The sequence below is a fragment of the Candidatus Enterococcus testudinis genome (assembly GCF_002140915.1).
Classification (GTDB): domain Bacteria; phylum Bacillota; class Bacilli; order Lactobacillales; family Enterococcaceae; genus Enterococcus_D; species Enterococcus_D testudinis.
This window is the reverse complement of the sequence record NZ_NGKU01000001.1, coordinates 1,580,378-1,594,397: the sequence shown is the minus strand read 5'-3', so window position 1 is coordinate 1,594,397 and position 14,020 is coordinate 1,580,378. Positions and strand designations below refer to the sequence as shown.

Below are 14,020 nucleotides of genomic sequence, written 5' to 3'. Positions count from 1 at the left end.
ATGCAAGTTGGTTATTTGGGTCCAGAGAATTCTTTTACGTATTTAGCAGCAAAGGAAGCATTTGTCCATGATACGCTCGTCCCTTTTCCGTCCATTCCATTATGTATCCAAGCACTGATCAATGGTGTTGTTGACCGCTGTGTGGTACCAAATGAGAATTCTTTAGAAGGCTCCGTGCATGCGACCATTGATACATTATTCAAATCAACCGAGCTATCCATCGAAAAAGAAATTATTTTGCCAATCAATCATCAATTAGTCGTTGCTGAAAATGACTTGCGTACTGGTCGGTCAATCAAACGGATCATTTCTCATCCGCAGGCATTGGCACAGTGTACCAATTTTCTCAATCGCAAATATGAACATGCAGTGATAGAGGCTGTCGCTTCAACAACCACTGCTGCCTTATATGTCAAAGAGCATCCGAATGAAGCTGTCGCGGCTATTGCATCGAAAGAAGCAGCTGCCGCTTATCAATTAAAGGTAGAAGCAGAGAATATCCAAGATGTTTCTTTTAATCAAACCCGCTTCTGGGTCATGCAGCAGCAACAAGCACATCTTTCGACAGAATCTGCAGATAAAGCAACGATTTTTGTGACGTTGCCTGCCAATCAACCCGGAAGCTTGCACAAAATATTAGCTGCATTCGGCTGGCGAGGGATCGATTTAAGTAAAATCGAATCTCGACCGTCAAAGACCAGTTTGGGAGAATATTTCTTTGTGATTGATCTCGTCATCGACAAACCGTTGCAATTGATTGCCAATGCATTCGAAGAGATTGCTCTATTAGGTGGGACTGTTCACTTGCTCGGTCTGTATCCAGTGACTGAAGTTCATTGATGTGCACAAAGAGCCTCTACAATGGAAGTGCCTGTCTGTGGCAACTTTTGTTTTTTCCTAGAAAAAGATTAAATTTTGAACAAACAGCTTTCTTTCTGTAACGGGTAGGGTATCCTTATAGTGAGAAAGTTTTTTTATTGGAGGAAACCCGTCATGAGTCGGATGGAACGAAACAAACAATTACATAAAAAATTAGCACAAGAAGAAAAACAACCCACGAAGGAAAGTATTTTTGCCAGAAAAACCCGCCAACAACCAAACAATCTGCCTGATGAAACAGAAATGGATGATGTCATTTATGACGAGGATCAAGTTGACCATAGTCAGCGACGTGCTGCACAACATACAAGAGGAAACGATTCTCCCCATTATCAGAAGGAAGGATCCCCTCAACAGCGAAAACATGAGGATAGAGCGCCACAACAAACACAACAAAAAAAAGCAAAGAAACAAAAAGCCAAAACGCAGAAAACAAAAAAGAACAGAAAACACCCGTTTTTGAGAATTATCTTCCGTGTCCTGATAGTGATCCTGATTTATTCGGTAGGCGCCTTTTTTGTTGGTCAACAAGTGGCAAAAAGTGATGCTTCTGTTTCAAGTGGTGATGCAGAGACATTTAACGGTGTGACATCAGCGGATGGCAGCAACAATTTGCTGCTGATCGGCAGTGACAGTCGAGAAGGGGAAACCGGTCGTGCGGACACCATTATGGTGCTGCAGTTGGATGGACCAAGCGGTACACCTAAACTTGTCTCCTTTATGCGTGATACGTTAGTGACGATTCCTGGTTATGGAGAAAACAAGATCAATGCCGCTTATGCTTTCGGCGGGGCCGAATTGGTAAGGCAGACATTGGCGCAAAATTTTGGGATTGACACCAAATACTATACAGAAGTTGATTTCCAATCCTTTGAAAAAGTGATCGATACCTTGTTTCCAACCGGTGTGTCAATCAATGCCGAAAAGGATATGAGCAAAAATCTAGAAGTGGCGATCAAAAAAGGCCAGCAACAAATGAACGGGCTTGAATTGCTGCAATATGCCCGCTTCAGAATGGATGAGGAAGGCGACTTTGGCCGTGTGCGGCGTCAACAACAAGTCATCGATGCGCTATTCAGTGAGATGAAGAATCCAGTCTCGATCGTCAAGCTTCCCTATGCTGCAGGAAAAGTGCTAGGCTATGCAACGACAGATCTGCCAATGACCTTCTTGCTGAAAAACACCCTATCGATTGCCAGAGGTGCAGGTGGCATCGATCGCTTGACGGTGCCCGTAGATGATTCATGGCAGTATGGGAATTCGGCGACAGCAGGCAGTGTTTTGGTGGTTGATTTCCAGACAAATCAGCAAGCAATTACCAACTTCTTCAATCAGAAGTAAATGGGAAATGTTCTGAAAATCATTTGAAAGCAAGCAAAATTGTGCTATATTATTAATGACGTTTGAAATATGTTGAAACGAGGAAAAAGAATGAAATTAGCCGTTGTTACTGACAGTACCGCTTATCTGCCGGAACGGATCAAGAATCATGAAGATTTGTTTATTATACCGATTCCTGTTATCTTAGATGGAAAAATCTATAATGAAGGGATCGACATCGAAGCGGATGAATATTACGCACTTTTAAAAAATAGTAAAGAGTTTCCCACAACTTCCCAACCTGTTTTAGGGGAAGTGATGGCATTGTATACCTCGCTGCGGGATCGTGGATATGATACGATCATCAGTATTCACCTATCTAGTGGTATTTCTGGTTTTATCAATACATTGTATGGGATCAAAGACGAAATTGAGGGAGTCAATATTATTCCTTATGATTCAAAAATCACCAGTATGCCAATGGGCCATATGGTAGAAGCAGCGTTAGATTTATCGAAACAAGGATGTTCTCTGACAGAGATTTTGGCACATTTGGATATTATTCGCGAAAACACGTATGCCTACTTGATCGTGGATGACTTGAATAATCTTGTTCGTGGTGGTCGCTTGACCAATGGTGCAGCTTTGATTGGCGGATTGCTGAAAATCAAACCGATTTTAACTTTCGATGAAGGAAAAATCGTGCTCCATGAAAAAGTACGTTCAAGCAAAAAAGCCTTTACCCGTGCCGAAGATATTATTGGTCACCGAGAAGCGGATATTGCTTACCCAGTGAAATTTTATGTCATCCATGCCAATAATCTGGCTGTGGCTATTGAAGAAAAAGACAAATTACAAAAGAAATACCCGAATGCAGAAATCGAGATTGGTCATTTTGGTCCAGTTATCGGTACACATTTAGGTGAAAAAGCAATAGGTATTGCGATTTCAGCCCAATAATCAAGCCATCATTCGACATACATGAGCACTTTGGTCAGCGCGTCAGTTAGGATTATGCCTAATTGACGCTTTTTATCTTGTACGAAGTATAGTTTCATGCTTTCAGCGGACCAGCAAGTGTATTGCTTGAGTATCCCTCCCTGACTATCTATACTAAGAATAGCCGCAAATGTATTTAGTGTAAGGAGTGTTCACGTGAAATCAACTGAAGAACAGCACCACAAAACAATCATCAAAGTAGAAAACTACGACCAAATCGATGGCCGAAATGCATTGCATACAGATGCAAAGTCCCTGTCTTTAGGTCTCGATCCTGAAAAGAATCCCAATGATATCATTGGCAAAATCTGGCATGAAAATGATGATGCGTGTTCGGCAGAAGAATTACCATTGACGCGTATTCTAGATATGGCGATTTTGACAGCCCAATCTAGTTTGTATTTTCAAGAAGCATACCGCCACGAAAAATTCTATGATCCAGAAAATCCCTTGATAGATATTATCGGTCTACAAGGCAATCGCATGACCGTTGAAGTCGATACCGACAATCCTGATCTCGATGAAGATATCTTGGCGTTTTATGATACTTTACAAAAAAATGGCGAATTGATCGGCGAGCGATTTAAAATACTCAAACGATTACTCGAAGATTTGGGTTATTAGAAAAAGGAGTGGACAAATATGGATACGATCATCTCTCCCTATGCCGTGACAGCAGGGCGTACCTTCAGCAAGTTAGAACAGATGATGATCTGGCAAAAACCAGATAGTCATCAGACTAGTGAAGAAGAACTGCGGATTGCTTCGGAAATCGCCGAGAATTGGCACGATCCTGAGTTGAAGTTATTCAATATTTTGTTAGAAGGGGATGCTGGTTCAGGAAAAACGCAGTTGGCAAAAGCATTATCTGCTGATCTGCAGTTGCCCTATACAAAAATCACCTGTTTTGCCGATATGGATAAGTCAGATATTTTTGGTGCTTTGTTACCAGTGATCGACACCGATCAAGAAGAAGACAGTGATCTTTTAGATGCGATTTATCAAAGTGATTGCTTTGACGACATCCTACGATTGATTGAAGGACACTTTTCTCTCACGCCAGAGCGTGCCAAAATGAAATTCGCTGAATTGATCCAGCGTATAGAATCCGCTGAAGAAAACCCGGTGATTCGCTATAAGTATTATCCTTCAGAAATCGTACGTGCGCTTGAAAAAGGCTATCTTCTAGAGATCCAGGAGCCGACAGTGATTCGCGATGCATCAGTATTGGTCGCGCTGAATTCAGCATTGGAACAAAATGGCATGTTAAATATTCCTACCGGTTTTGTTCGACGTCATCCAGATTGTGTCGTAGTTATTACCACCAACCGCAATTATCAAGGTAATCGACCTTTAAATGAATCACTGCGAGATCGAATGCAGCATGCGGAAAAAATGGATCTCCCGCCATTAGCTGTTATGGTGACACGGGGTATCGCAAAAACTGGGTTTCAGCAGCAAGAGATTGCGGAAAAAATGGCTGAGATCATTCGACTGCTGGATGTGACTGCCAAAGCAAATGCCATTAAAGGGGCAGCTGGCATGCGATCCTATTTTTATTGGCTCAATGCAGTCAAACAAGGGCAAAATCCAATGCAAGCAATCAATCAAAAAGTCTTATACAAAGTGACGACCGACACAAATGAACTGCAATTGTTGCAAAACGCTCTCGATAGCTCCGGGTTACTCTCGCAGTTGCGCTTATTGATCCATGGACAACCGCTGCAAAATTTTAAACAAGCCGCAGGTCGCCGTATTTCAGCTGACGAAGCGCAAGACCGAAATATCACGGAGGAGCAGGTGCGTTTAACAGCAATAACCGCCGAAGAAGAGACGCCTGCTTCCACAGAAGAAGCAAGTGTTGACTCATCTGAAGAAACAACGTTTTCTAAACCAACAGCAAAGGAAGACTCCTCAGCATTATTCGAGAATGTAGAGAATGCCAGTCAAGAAGGACAGGCTGCTTCTGGCAGCGAATCAGAAACCAATACGCTTACCAATCACACATTGACGCTTGAAGACTTTGAAGCAACCGATAAATCTGAAAAAGCAAACGCCTCAAAAGCAGCTCGAGGCGCTTTGAAAGAATCGATCCATGCCAAAGAAGGATTGATTGTGCATCGCCCGGCTGTTGATCTGACCATGCGCAAGACAGCTAAAGAGTTACTTCAACCATTGCAGCCGGTGATCGACACCCTAGTCAAACAAACGCAAGAATTGTTAGAGAACGAAGGGGGAGCCGATTACCAAAAAGGTCAATATACCGGTACACGATTCGATGCCAGCAAAGTCGTCTATCAAGACTTGCGTACCTTTGACAAGAAGAATCCGCCAACCGAAATGCCTTCTTTGGCCGTAGCGATACGTATCGATGAATCAGGATCAATGATCAGAGACGATCGTATCAAATATGCCCAACAAGCGGTTTTGGCATTGGCAGCTTTTGCTGAACAAGTCAATATTCCACTCATGATCTATGGAGACACAGCAGATATTTCACCACGAGAAAAAACATCATTGTATGCGTATAAAGAATTCCATGAAGGATATGATTTTGTCCAAGAGAAGTTAATGACCATGAAGCCACGGCAAAATAATCGAGACGGCGCAGCATTAAGAGTCTTGGCGCATCATGTCAGTCAGCAAAATGCCACCACGAAATTACTCTTGAACATCAGCGACGGACAACCTAAAGCATTGCCAGATTATACTGGAGAAAAAGCCAGAACTGATATTCAACACGTCATTGCCGATTATGAACGTCAAGGCGTGCTGTTTTTGGCAGCTGCTATCGGCCAAGATAAAGACGTGATCAAATCAATCTATGGTTCAGAACGGTTCATCGACTTGTCTGATCTGCAAGCATTCCCACAGCAACTGTTGCAGCTTCTGGTGCGCTATTTATAAATGTATAACATACAAGCGAGATATACTTTAGAAAAAGTGTGTCTCGTTTTTTATCGATAATATTATTATGTAAACAAAGGATAGGTTATTTCTTTTGTAGCGTATCGGTATATTGAAGGGAAAAGGAGTGGGCGCATGCTGTTTTCTTAAAACTGGTCAGGTAATCTAAAAATCAATCTCTAGCGAACATTTATTGACTCACTCCTTCACAAATGCGAACATATGTTTTATACTTAACTTATTGAGTCTACAAGAAAGAAGTTGTTGGTATCGTGAAAACAGCATTAACGATCGAAATGGAAGAAGCACTGTACTATTATTGTCGTGAAAATAGCGACATCGTTGTCGAAGAAGTCATCATGCCTGATGACCAAGGGATCGTGGATACCCTCAGTTGTCGCTTAACGGCGGAGGATGAATTTGAGTGGCGTTGCTATGAATTGAAAGTCAGTTTGGCGGATTTTCGTTCAAAAGCCAAACTTTCTTTTATCGGTCATTATAATTATTTTGTTTTGCCCCAAGCATTATTCGAGAAAGTCAAAGACCAGATCCTTCCAACGATCGGTGTACTTGTATATCATCCGTTTCTAGATAAAGATAGTGGTCGAAAAGGCTATTTCAGCGTCGAAAAGAAACCACAGCGCCAAGCGCTGCAAGTATCCGAAAAGTCGCTCTTGTTTCGCTTGATCACTGCACAAGCCAGGGAAGTAGGGAAAGCCAAACAGACTGCTCGGGGATTGCGCGTTTTTTCGACCGAACGCTTGTATCAAGAGTTAAAGAAACGCCAACCAGCCTATGATTTATTTGGTGGCGGGGTCAATTACTATGATCGATTTATTGAAGACACACAGAGTCAAGCAATCGAGTCTTTGAAAGAAGAGCTGGCAGCAACCAGAGCAGCCTATGACGCGTTAGAAGCACGGTTTTTATTGACTAAACAGGAAGAAGGGTGAGTGGCGTGTACTATCCGTATTTTCGAGGCAAACAATACGATTTATTGGCACTGAAAAATTTATTGGAATCAGATATGCTGTCGCAAAGTATTCAGCCAATCATTGAGCCAGTGAAACAATCGAAAACCTTCTGGTCACTCATCGAGTTACTAGCACAGAAAAATCATCCTTGTTTTATAATCGATAATCCTTCAGCCGGCGATTTTTTGACTGATGACGGATTGCAAGAATTGGCTGCTATTCCTTTACGCAAAGCAAGAATCGTTGATCAGCCAATCGAAACCTATGAAACACAGCCAGATATGTTTATTATTCATCAAGCTGAGGCCGCTCTAGAAAGTGATTGGTCAAATAATCAACTGCCGACGTTATTAAGTAAGGAATTTCGTTTGTTGAATCATGTTCAAGGCCCAAAAATCATTATGGAAGATCCTTTTACACGATTGCCCAAGAATTCTTTTTATACCGAATATGAGACGGAGTTATTTTCTTCCCGAAAAAAGACTTACGAATCACTGGGATTTGCAGGCTATTGTGATTTTTCAATCGACAGCAAGATTTATTATTCTTCCAGTTATCCGTCAAAACGGATTGCGATTCATTGGCTATTTCCAGATGATTTCGATGATTTACGGATCATACATTTGGTTTCTGATGAAGATTTAGCAACGCAAAAAGAAAAATTTCTCCAAGTCATGGTTCAATTAGCTGATCATGAACAATTATTTCCAACACAAACACTTGGATTACAATTGTTGCAAGAATCTGTTCAGCAAAACAAGTTTCCTGGTATGGGCATTATTAGAAAAGCTTCAGTCATGAATCATTTAGAATTAGCTAGTCGCATGTAGGATTAAGTTGTGAATGTTGCTGATCTGTTTATACTTTTTTGCTATAAAATCCAAGTTTATTGGCATAAATGGCTAATTATGGATTTTATAGTATATATGCAGCAAATATGGCACTGAGAAGAGGGTGGTTTAAGGATAATAGGATAGATTTAATCATAAGTAATAAATTTTATATTTTAGTTTACATAATATATATTATACAAAGTTACATTGAAAAAAGTTTAGGTTCCAACAAGTCTGCTTTTATCCTTTTAGGGTCCCTCTTAGTTGCTTTTTAACGCAAAAACCTCTCTTTTTAACTCAATTTGGTTGATTGTTGTTTAAAGTTCTTCTTTTGAGTGTTTGTATGATCAAACCAAAGTTTGTTTGGTTCATTTGTGGCTCCAGCGCAAGCAAATCATCAATCACTGTATCAATGTTCATCAGTTGGCCTTGAATGATTCCTAAGCGTTGCTGGTCGTTTGCTGATTTGATTTCTTTTGCTACTAGTCGTTTTAATTTGATTTCAAGTTTTTCTGCTTGTTGCTGGTAACGATCGATTAAATCATTGATTTGCATATAGATCACTCAGATTCCTTTCTATGTTGGATTTTGTGTAATTCCTCTATGATTTGATTTTTTGAATAGTTGCTGACGATACCAGCGTTAGAACATTCTTCATAGACTCCTTGTAAAATCATTGAAAGATCATCGACTGTAAGATTATAGCTTTGCTTTTGAATGCGTTTTGTTAGTTTATCAAACGCATTCGCAGATCCATAGACAAAATAATCTTTTAAATAAAGCATGAGTTCCGATTTATCTGGACCATGTTTTTCAATCTAATTTGTTTTTTTATCATAAAATAATATCAGTTTGCTGATTTATGATATAATATTCTAAAACATAGATTAAAGGAGTGTCATATGCCGAAGAAGGATAATGAGAAGTTTAAACTGTTTGTGGTGGGGATTTTTTTAGTTTTACTTTATTACTTTCTTGATGATAGTAACGATATGTTATTATACATAGGAATTGGTTCAATGATTTTGGGATTGAGTACGTGGCTTTATCCCCTTTTGAGTAAACGCAAGCGCTTTTCAAGTGCGCAATTAGAAACTATTGATATGATGTCCGGAAATGAATTTGAGGAATATACGACATTTTTATTGGCTAAACATCAATTTCAAAAAATTAGACAAACAAAGGCGCACGGCGATCAAGGAATAGATGTGATTGCTTCTAAAAACGGCGTTACTTATGGAATACAATGCAAGCGTTGGAAAAAGAATGTTGGTAATAAAGCAATCCAAGAAGTTTATGCTGGAATTGGTTATTATGCTCTCGACAAAGCCATTGTCTTAACCAATAGTTCTTTTACCGATTCTGCCAAACAATTATCAAAAAAACTGCATGTAGAACTTTGGGATCGAAAAACATTAACAAAAATGATAGAAGAATCTTTGATTCACGATAAACAATGAAATACGAAAAAACGCTTATTCAAACAGAATAATAAGCGTTTTTTATGAAATCTGCATCTATCTGCAATCATTCATTTTTCGGCACGTTGCTCAGTTCCCAAGTAAGCGTTGTTGTATAGGTACCTTTTTGAGGTGTAGCTTTCATAGGTACATAAAGTGCGACACTTTTAGATTGTGTTTGTTCGTCGCCAAAACGATAGACCCACGTCCCCTTACCTGCTGCTTCATCGGCTGATAATAACGGTGAGCGCGCATTTACTTCCAAATAAACTACATCTTTATTTATGATTTCTGGGCGTTCACCAGATTCAGTACTTACCACTGCTTGATTATGCAAAGTGAGCAGTGCGCCATTTAATTGATGCCCATTTTCATTCGTAAATGGTTTGTTTTGCGTGACAGAAAGTGTCCAACCATCGCCATCGGTACTACGACGGTCGCTGATTTGAACATAGTTTGGTCGATTGATATTTTGATCAACCGTGGCTATCTTCTGAGGTTCAGCATAATAGACTGCATCCTGTGCAGATATTTTTTGCTCCCCAAATGTAAATTGAGAAACAAAGTCAATACTCAGGGGCCCTTGTTCTTCGGGGATGTCCGGTTTATTCTCAGGATTAATATCTGTTTCAGGATCGAGAGGGTCAACAGGTGCAACTGGCATTCGTTTAAAAATAGCTTGAACCGTCACATCGGAATCTTCGACATCTAATGTCGTGCTTGCTTTTGTCAAAGTTCTCTTTGATCCATCGCTAGAAGTGACTTGCCATTCAATAAATGCATAGCCTTTTTCCGGTATAGCTTCAATCGTTGTGCACGTATGAGTAGCCATCAAAACGTTCTCTGTATACGGTTGTTTATTGATTTTCAAAAAACCTGCTTTATCGATATTCTTGCTCATTTTAACGTTAATGAATTGCGGATCGCTGGCAATGTATCCAACGTCAAAACCGTTCAATGGATGCGTATATGTTGTTAATGAACTGTTCCGTGATAGAATGTTTGGAAATACCGTTTCAACATCAATAGGCGGATGATAACTTTTGGATGATGTGTTTCCGCTGAAAGTGACCGCCTCTTTGATAACTTGTTCTTTGGTCAAATGTTCAAAGCCAATCCCGCCACCATGGATGCCACTATGATTGTTGATGATTGCGCCGCTATTAAAAACTGCTTTGGCAGCTGCTCCTACCCGTACGCCTCCCCCAGTTGTACTTGAGGAATTCTGTTCAATTGAACCGCCATTCATTTCAAAATAGCCAGCTGCAAGTTGAAGTCCGGCTTTATTGTTGCTGATTGTTCCGCCAAACATGTTGAAATTTCCACCTCGCATGAGTACACCTGCTGAGTTGTTGTTGGCAATACGTCCATCACGCATGTCAAACTTTGAGTTTTTATCTACTAAAAAGACACCAGCATTCGCATTATTTTCAATCGTTCCCCCGAGCATCTCTAAAGTACCTGTCCAAATATAGACTGCTGGGCTTGAAGATTGACGGATGATGCCGTCAATTATTTGAATCTTTCCATTGTATTCGATATTTACTGCGTTTCCTTCATCTGTTAAAATTCCATTTTGGATGATGCCTCCTGCAAGCCTAAAAAGCCCGCTTTCCCCCATAGAATAGACACCGCCACCATCTAAAGTAATATGATGTTTTAAGGTAAGCTGCCCATCGACAACGTGAAAGTGATGTCGGCAATATTCAGAAGTCGGATTCGTCAAAAGGAATTCCTCATCTGCTATCAGTGTTATTATTTTATACTTCGGAATAGTTATAGTTTGTTTAAAAGCAAAAGACGCAGTGATTTGAATCGTTTTTTCTTGATTATCTGGCGCATTGTTGATTTCAGCTTGTAGTTTTTCAAACGTGTCAACAGTAAAGACACTACTTGAGTTGGCAGAGCTCTCTAAGTTTACATCGGTTTCCGCTTTCGAATCATCGCCTTGTCCTTCAGTTGGACCAGCAGTTATTTTAAGCAATAACTGCTGGTCCTCTATTGTTATTACATAATTACCTGCTTGATCAGTCACAGCCGCGAGATTGAATTGTGTTTGTGGACTTCTCGTATTGATTTGCCACTGGGTCTCTGACACTTTCGATAAGGCTATATGCTCATCACTTGTTGCATTGATTAATTGTATCTGCACAGGTACCGTTAATATCACATTAGTTACTGGCGTATTCGCCTGCAACTCAAACGGTAGTTGTGCCCCTTCTACCCCACTTATCTCTTCTGAACCAAAAGTACATACAGTCGGAAGCTGCGCCGCTTCCTCTCCTTCTTCCTTTTCGCTTTGCGGTTGCTGAGAAGTTATTGTAGAATCTGAGTTCTCCTCAGCGGCTGCAATTGTATTCAATGCAATCGGTAAAGGGATTGAAAGCAAAAGAATCCTCACAGTGACTCTTTTACATATTTTGCCTAGCATAGATTGGTCACTCACTTTTCTTTGATATAGAGTCAAATTTCCTTTGTTTGATCAAAAGTGCGACGATAATACCTAATAAAATAATGATCACAGTGATAACCACGATTAGCCACCAATTGAAAGAATGATCGATCGTTACATCGCTTTGATTGAACGTCTTGGCTTCCTCTGATTTAACCGTAAACTCTTGTCGCCATTCCCATGTATTCTCTCCGGATGATGCGTTGATTTCTGCGATATATGTACCGCTTTTAAAAGAGTTGCCCATTAGAGGGATTGGAAAGTTGAAAGAAGAGTTCGGCGCCATCTGCATATCGTCTTTGGTCGCTTGGTATAGGACTTCACTGTTGCCCTTGCGTGTTATTTTTGCCTCAACTGATAGTTTGTTCACAAAAGCAGGAAAACTATTTTGGATCACTGCGCTGAAGACATTGCGATAGTTCATTTGATCAGGAAGAATATCCAACAAGGTTAAATCAGCTTGAATCTCCTCTTGATTGTTTCTTGCTACGACACCTATCACATAAGCAAATTCATTATCAATCGACAGCTGTTGGCTTTCTTCTGTTTCTTTTGTAGACTCTGCCACTTTTTGAAGTCGGATTCCACCTGTTAATATCCCGTCGAAGGCTTTATTTGGCATTTTCAACGTGATGTCGATTGTTTTCGTTTCATTGGCCTTCAGGTGAACGATTCCCGGTGTTGCCAACAATTTATCTATTGACCATTCCAATGATTGATTGGGTTCTTCAGCATCTCTACCGTATTCCACCACGCCATTGTTATTTGTATAAGCTGTATGAGGCGTGACGCTGATAGATATCGGTGTATTGCCGGCATTCATGAGTGTGAGCTTCAGCGTTTCTCTTTCATTCGGTGCTAATGACACATTGAAATAGCTTTCTGTGCCTGAGAGCTGACTTGTTGGTAATATTGGTGTTACATAAAAATCTGCACTTTCTTCAGCGTGGATCGTCACGTTTCCCAAAAAGAAAAAGATCAGCACACTCAAAGAAAGAATGAGTTTGTTCAATTGTAAATGACGTATTTCAACTTGTTTGTGCATGCCGATGATTGTCCTTTCTTGTTTATATATCTATGGTGTTTATTCGATGTCATTCGGTGGTGTATTGGTTAATTCCCATGTTAAGGTTGCTGTATAGGTTGCAGCGTCTTTGGTGGTGTTTCCTGGTACGAAGAGAGTAATCGACTTATTAACTACTTTATCAAGATCATTTGTTTTATTGTATGAACTGTTTAGGTCTTCCTGATTCCCCCATATCAATGATGTTACACCAGCACCTTCGCCAATCTGTTCTTTTTCGACATTTGCTGATTTAGCTGTCATTACATAGCTGCTTCCTTCACCTGGTTCTATTTCTAGTTTCTCCTTATAGGCTAATTTCGGTTCACTCGCTTCTCCTCCAGAATAATTGATAGCTCCTCCTGCAAATGTAAGCTCAGCTCCTTCAAGTGTATCATTTTGTGTACCCGTTGATTTAAATGCGCTTAAGCTGACCTTGAGATTCCAACCAGCGTTCGTTCCCCGTAAATCTTGTACTTGAACAAAGCTGACATAGGGGACAATATCGCCACCCTTGGTTGTTGCTTGTTCCTCATTCTCCATCGTTGTTGCTCGTTCCGCTTGCATCTCATATGTTTTGTCTTCAACAGAAATCTCTTGCTTCCCGAAGTTTAGTGTAGGAGCGTGAACAATCGCCAAAGGACCTGCAGTTTTATCCGGTATTTCAGGAGGGTTAACATCCGGTTCTTCTACTGGTGGCACGACAACCGATGGGCCTTCAGCCGGTGTAAAAGTGATCGTACCTGTTGTTTCGATGTTCTTAGGAGTAGTCTCCGTTGTTTCTTCAGCAAAAATTGTTTGTGCACTACTTAAAGACATAACGGATAGTGTTGCAGCTAGTGCAAATGGATAGCGTTTCATGAGTACAGTTTCCTTCTTTCCTTTTGATAAATATGTTTGGGCTAAAGTGACGAGCAAAAATGACCAGCAACATCAAATAAATAGTAAACCTGTTTCTTTCATCCCCTCTTTGTCCATATATAATTTATGCAAAACATGCGCTTAAACTGCGCAATTTTTGGAACATCATTAACTATACATCTGGAATGTTATTTTGAAAAAACCTGTTTTTTTAAGATTATTCAAAAAAAAATGAAAATCGGCTTTTGTTACATTAGTAGCAACAACTAAAT

The 14,020-nt window shown here is 40.3% G+C and carries 12 protein-coding genes; 8 read left to right on the top strand and 4 right to left on the bottom strand.

From position 1 onward, the window contains the following. From pheA to A5886_RS07575, 7 genes are all read left to right on the top strand, one after another. Positions 1 to 840: a prephenate dehydratase gene (gene pheA / locus A5886_RS07605; RefSeq protein WP_086274397.1), complete on the top strand. Its 840-nt coding sequence runs from the start codon at positions 1 to 3 to the stop codon at positions 838 to 840. A gap of 153 nt (positions 841 to 993) precedes the next feature. Then, positions 994 to 2,220, top strand: coding sequence for an LCP family protein (locus A5886_RS07600; RefSeq protein ID WP_086274396.1), 1,227 nt, complete (start codon positions 994 to 996; stop codon positions 2,218 to 2,220). A 90-nt stretch (positions 2,221 to 2,310) separates the two neighbouring features. Then, complete coding sequence (gene fakB, locus A5886_RS07595) at positions 2,311 to 3,159, top strand: DegV family protein (RefSeq protein ID WP_086274395.1); 849 nt, start codon at positions 2,311 to 2,313, stop codon at positions 3,157 to 3,159. Between the two features lie 195 nt (positions 3,160 to 3,354). Beyond that, complete coding sequence (locus tag A5886_RS07590; RefSeq protein ID WP_086274394.1) at positions 3,355 to 3,822, top strand: DUF6530 family protein; 468 nt, start codon at positions 3,355 to 3,357, stop codon at positions 3,820 to 3,822. A gap of 18 nt (positions 3,823 to 3,840) precedes the next feature. After that, on the top strand, positions 3,841 to 6,105 hold the full coding sequence (locus tag A5886_RS07585) for an AAA family ATPase (RefSeq protein WP_086274393.1): 2,265 nt from the start codon (positions 3,841 to 3,843) through the stop codon (positions 6,103 to 6,105). 272 nt (positions 6,106 to 6,377) lie between these two features. Further along, complete coding sequence (locus A5886_RS07580) at positions 6,378 to 7,058, top strand: hypothetical protein (protein ID WP_086274392.1); 681 nt, start codon at positions 6,378 to 6,380, stop codon at positions 7,056 to 7,058. A 5-nt stretch (positions 7,059 to 7,063) separates the two neighbouring features. Continuing rightward, positions 7,064 to 7,909: a sce7725 family protein gene (locus A5886_RS07575; protein ID WP_086276017.1), complete on the top strand. Its 846-nt coding sequence runs from the start codon at positions 7,064 to 7,066 to the stop codon at positions 7,907 to 7,909. Positions 7,910 to 8,209: 300 nt separating this feature from the next. On the opposite strand, the gene A5886_RS07570 is transcribed toward A5886_RS07575, so the two are convergent. Beyond that, entirely contained in the window at positions 8,210 to 8,476 is a 267-nt protein-coding gene (locus tag A5886_RS07570) for a hypothetical protein (protein WP_086274391.1), read from the bottom strand. Between the two features lie 338 nt (positions 8,477 to 8,814). Between A5886_RS07570 and A5886_RS07560 the strand changes: the two genes are divergently transcribed. Next, positions 8,815 to 9,372 carry a restriction endonuclease gene (locus tag A5886_RS07560; RefSeq protein WP_086274389.1) on the top strand — a complete coding sequence of 186 codons (558 nt, stop codon included), beginning with the start codon at positions 8,815 to 8,817 and terminating at the stop codon, positions 9,370 to 9,372. A gap of 67 nt (positions 9,373 to 9,439) precedes the next feature. On the opposite strand, the gene A5886_RS07555 is transcribed toward A5886_RS07560, so the two are convergent. Genes A5886_RS07555 through A5886_RS07545 form a run of 3 tightly spaced genes read right to left on the bottom strand, consistent with a single transcriptional unit; the run spans position 9,440 to position 13,748 of the window. Next, positions 9,440 to 11,761, bottom strand: coding sequence for a WxL domain-containing protein (locus A5886_RS07555; protein ID WP_179190003.1), 2,322 nt, complete (start codon positions 11,759 to 11,761; stop codon positions 9,440 to 9,442). Between the two features lie 49 nt (positions 11,762 to 11,810). Next, the gene (locus tag A5886_RS07550) at positions 11,811 to 12,869 is read right to left on the bottom strand and encodes a WxLIP family cell surface protein (RefSeq protein WP_256926172.1); all 1,059 of its coding nucleotides are present in this window, start codon (positions 12,867 to 12,869) and stop codon (positions 11,811 to 11,813) included. A 39-nt stretch (positions 12,870 to 12,908) separates the two neighbouring features. Next, positions 12,909 to 13,748: a WxL domain-containing protein gene (locus A5886_RS07545; RefSeq protein ID WP_086274387.1), complete on the bottom strand. Its 840-nt coding sequence runs from the start codon at positions 13,746 to 13,748 to the stop codon at positions 12,909 to 12,911. Positions 13,749 to 14,020: the final 272 nt, after the last annotated feature.

Bases quoted from the DNA above. Each gene is read 5' to 3' on its own strand.
- pheA (WP_086274397.1), top strand. From the start codon at position 1: ATGCAAGTTGGTTATTTGGGTCCAGAGAATTCTTTTACGTATTTAGCA.
- A5886_RS07600 (WP_086274396.1), top strand. From the start codon at position 994: ATGAGTCGGATGGAACGAAACAAACAATTACATAAAAAATTAGCACAA.
- fakB (WP_086274395.1), top strand. From the start codon at position 2,311: ATGAAATTAGCCGTTGTTACTGACAGTACCGCTTATCTGCCGGAACGG.
- A5886_RS07585 (WP_086274393.1), top strand. From the start codon at position 3,841: ATGGATACGATCATCTCTCCCTATGCCGTGACAGCAGGGCGTACCTTC.
- A5886_RS07560 (WP_086274389.1), top strand. From the start codon at position 8,815: ATGCCGAAGAAGGATAATGAGAAGTTTAAACTGTTTGTGGTGGGGATT.
- A5886_RS07550 (WP_256926172.1), bottom strand. From the start codon at position 12,869: ATGCACAAACAAGTTGAAATACGTCATTTACAATTGAACAAACTCATT.
- A5886_RS07545 (WP_086274387.1), bottom strand. From the start codon at position 13,748: ATGAAACGCTATCCATTTGCACTAGCTGCAACACTATCCGTTATGTCT.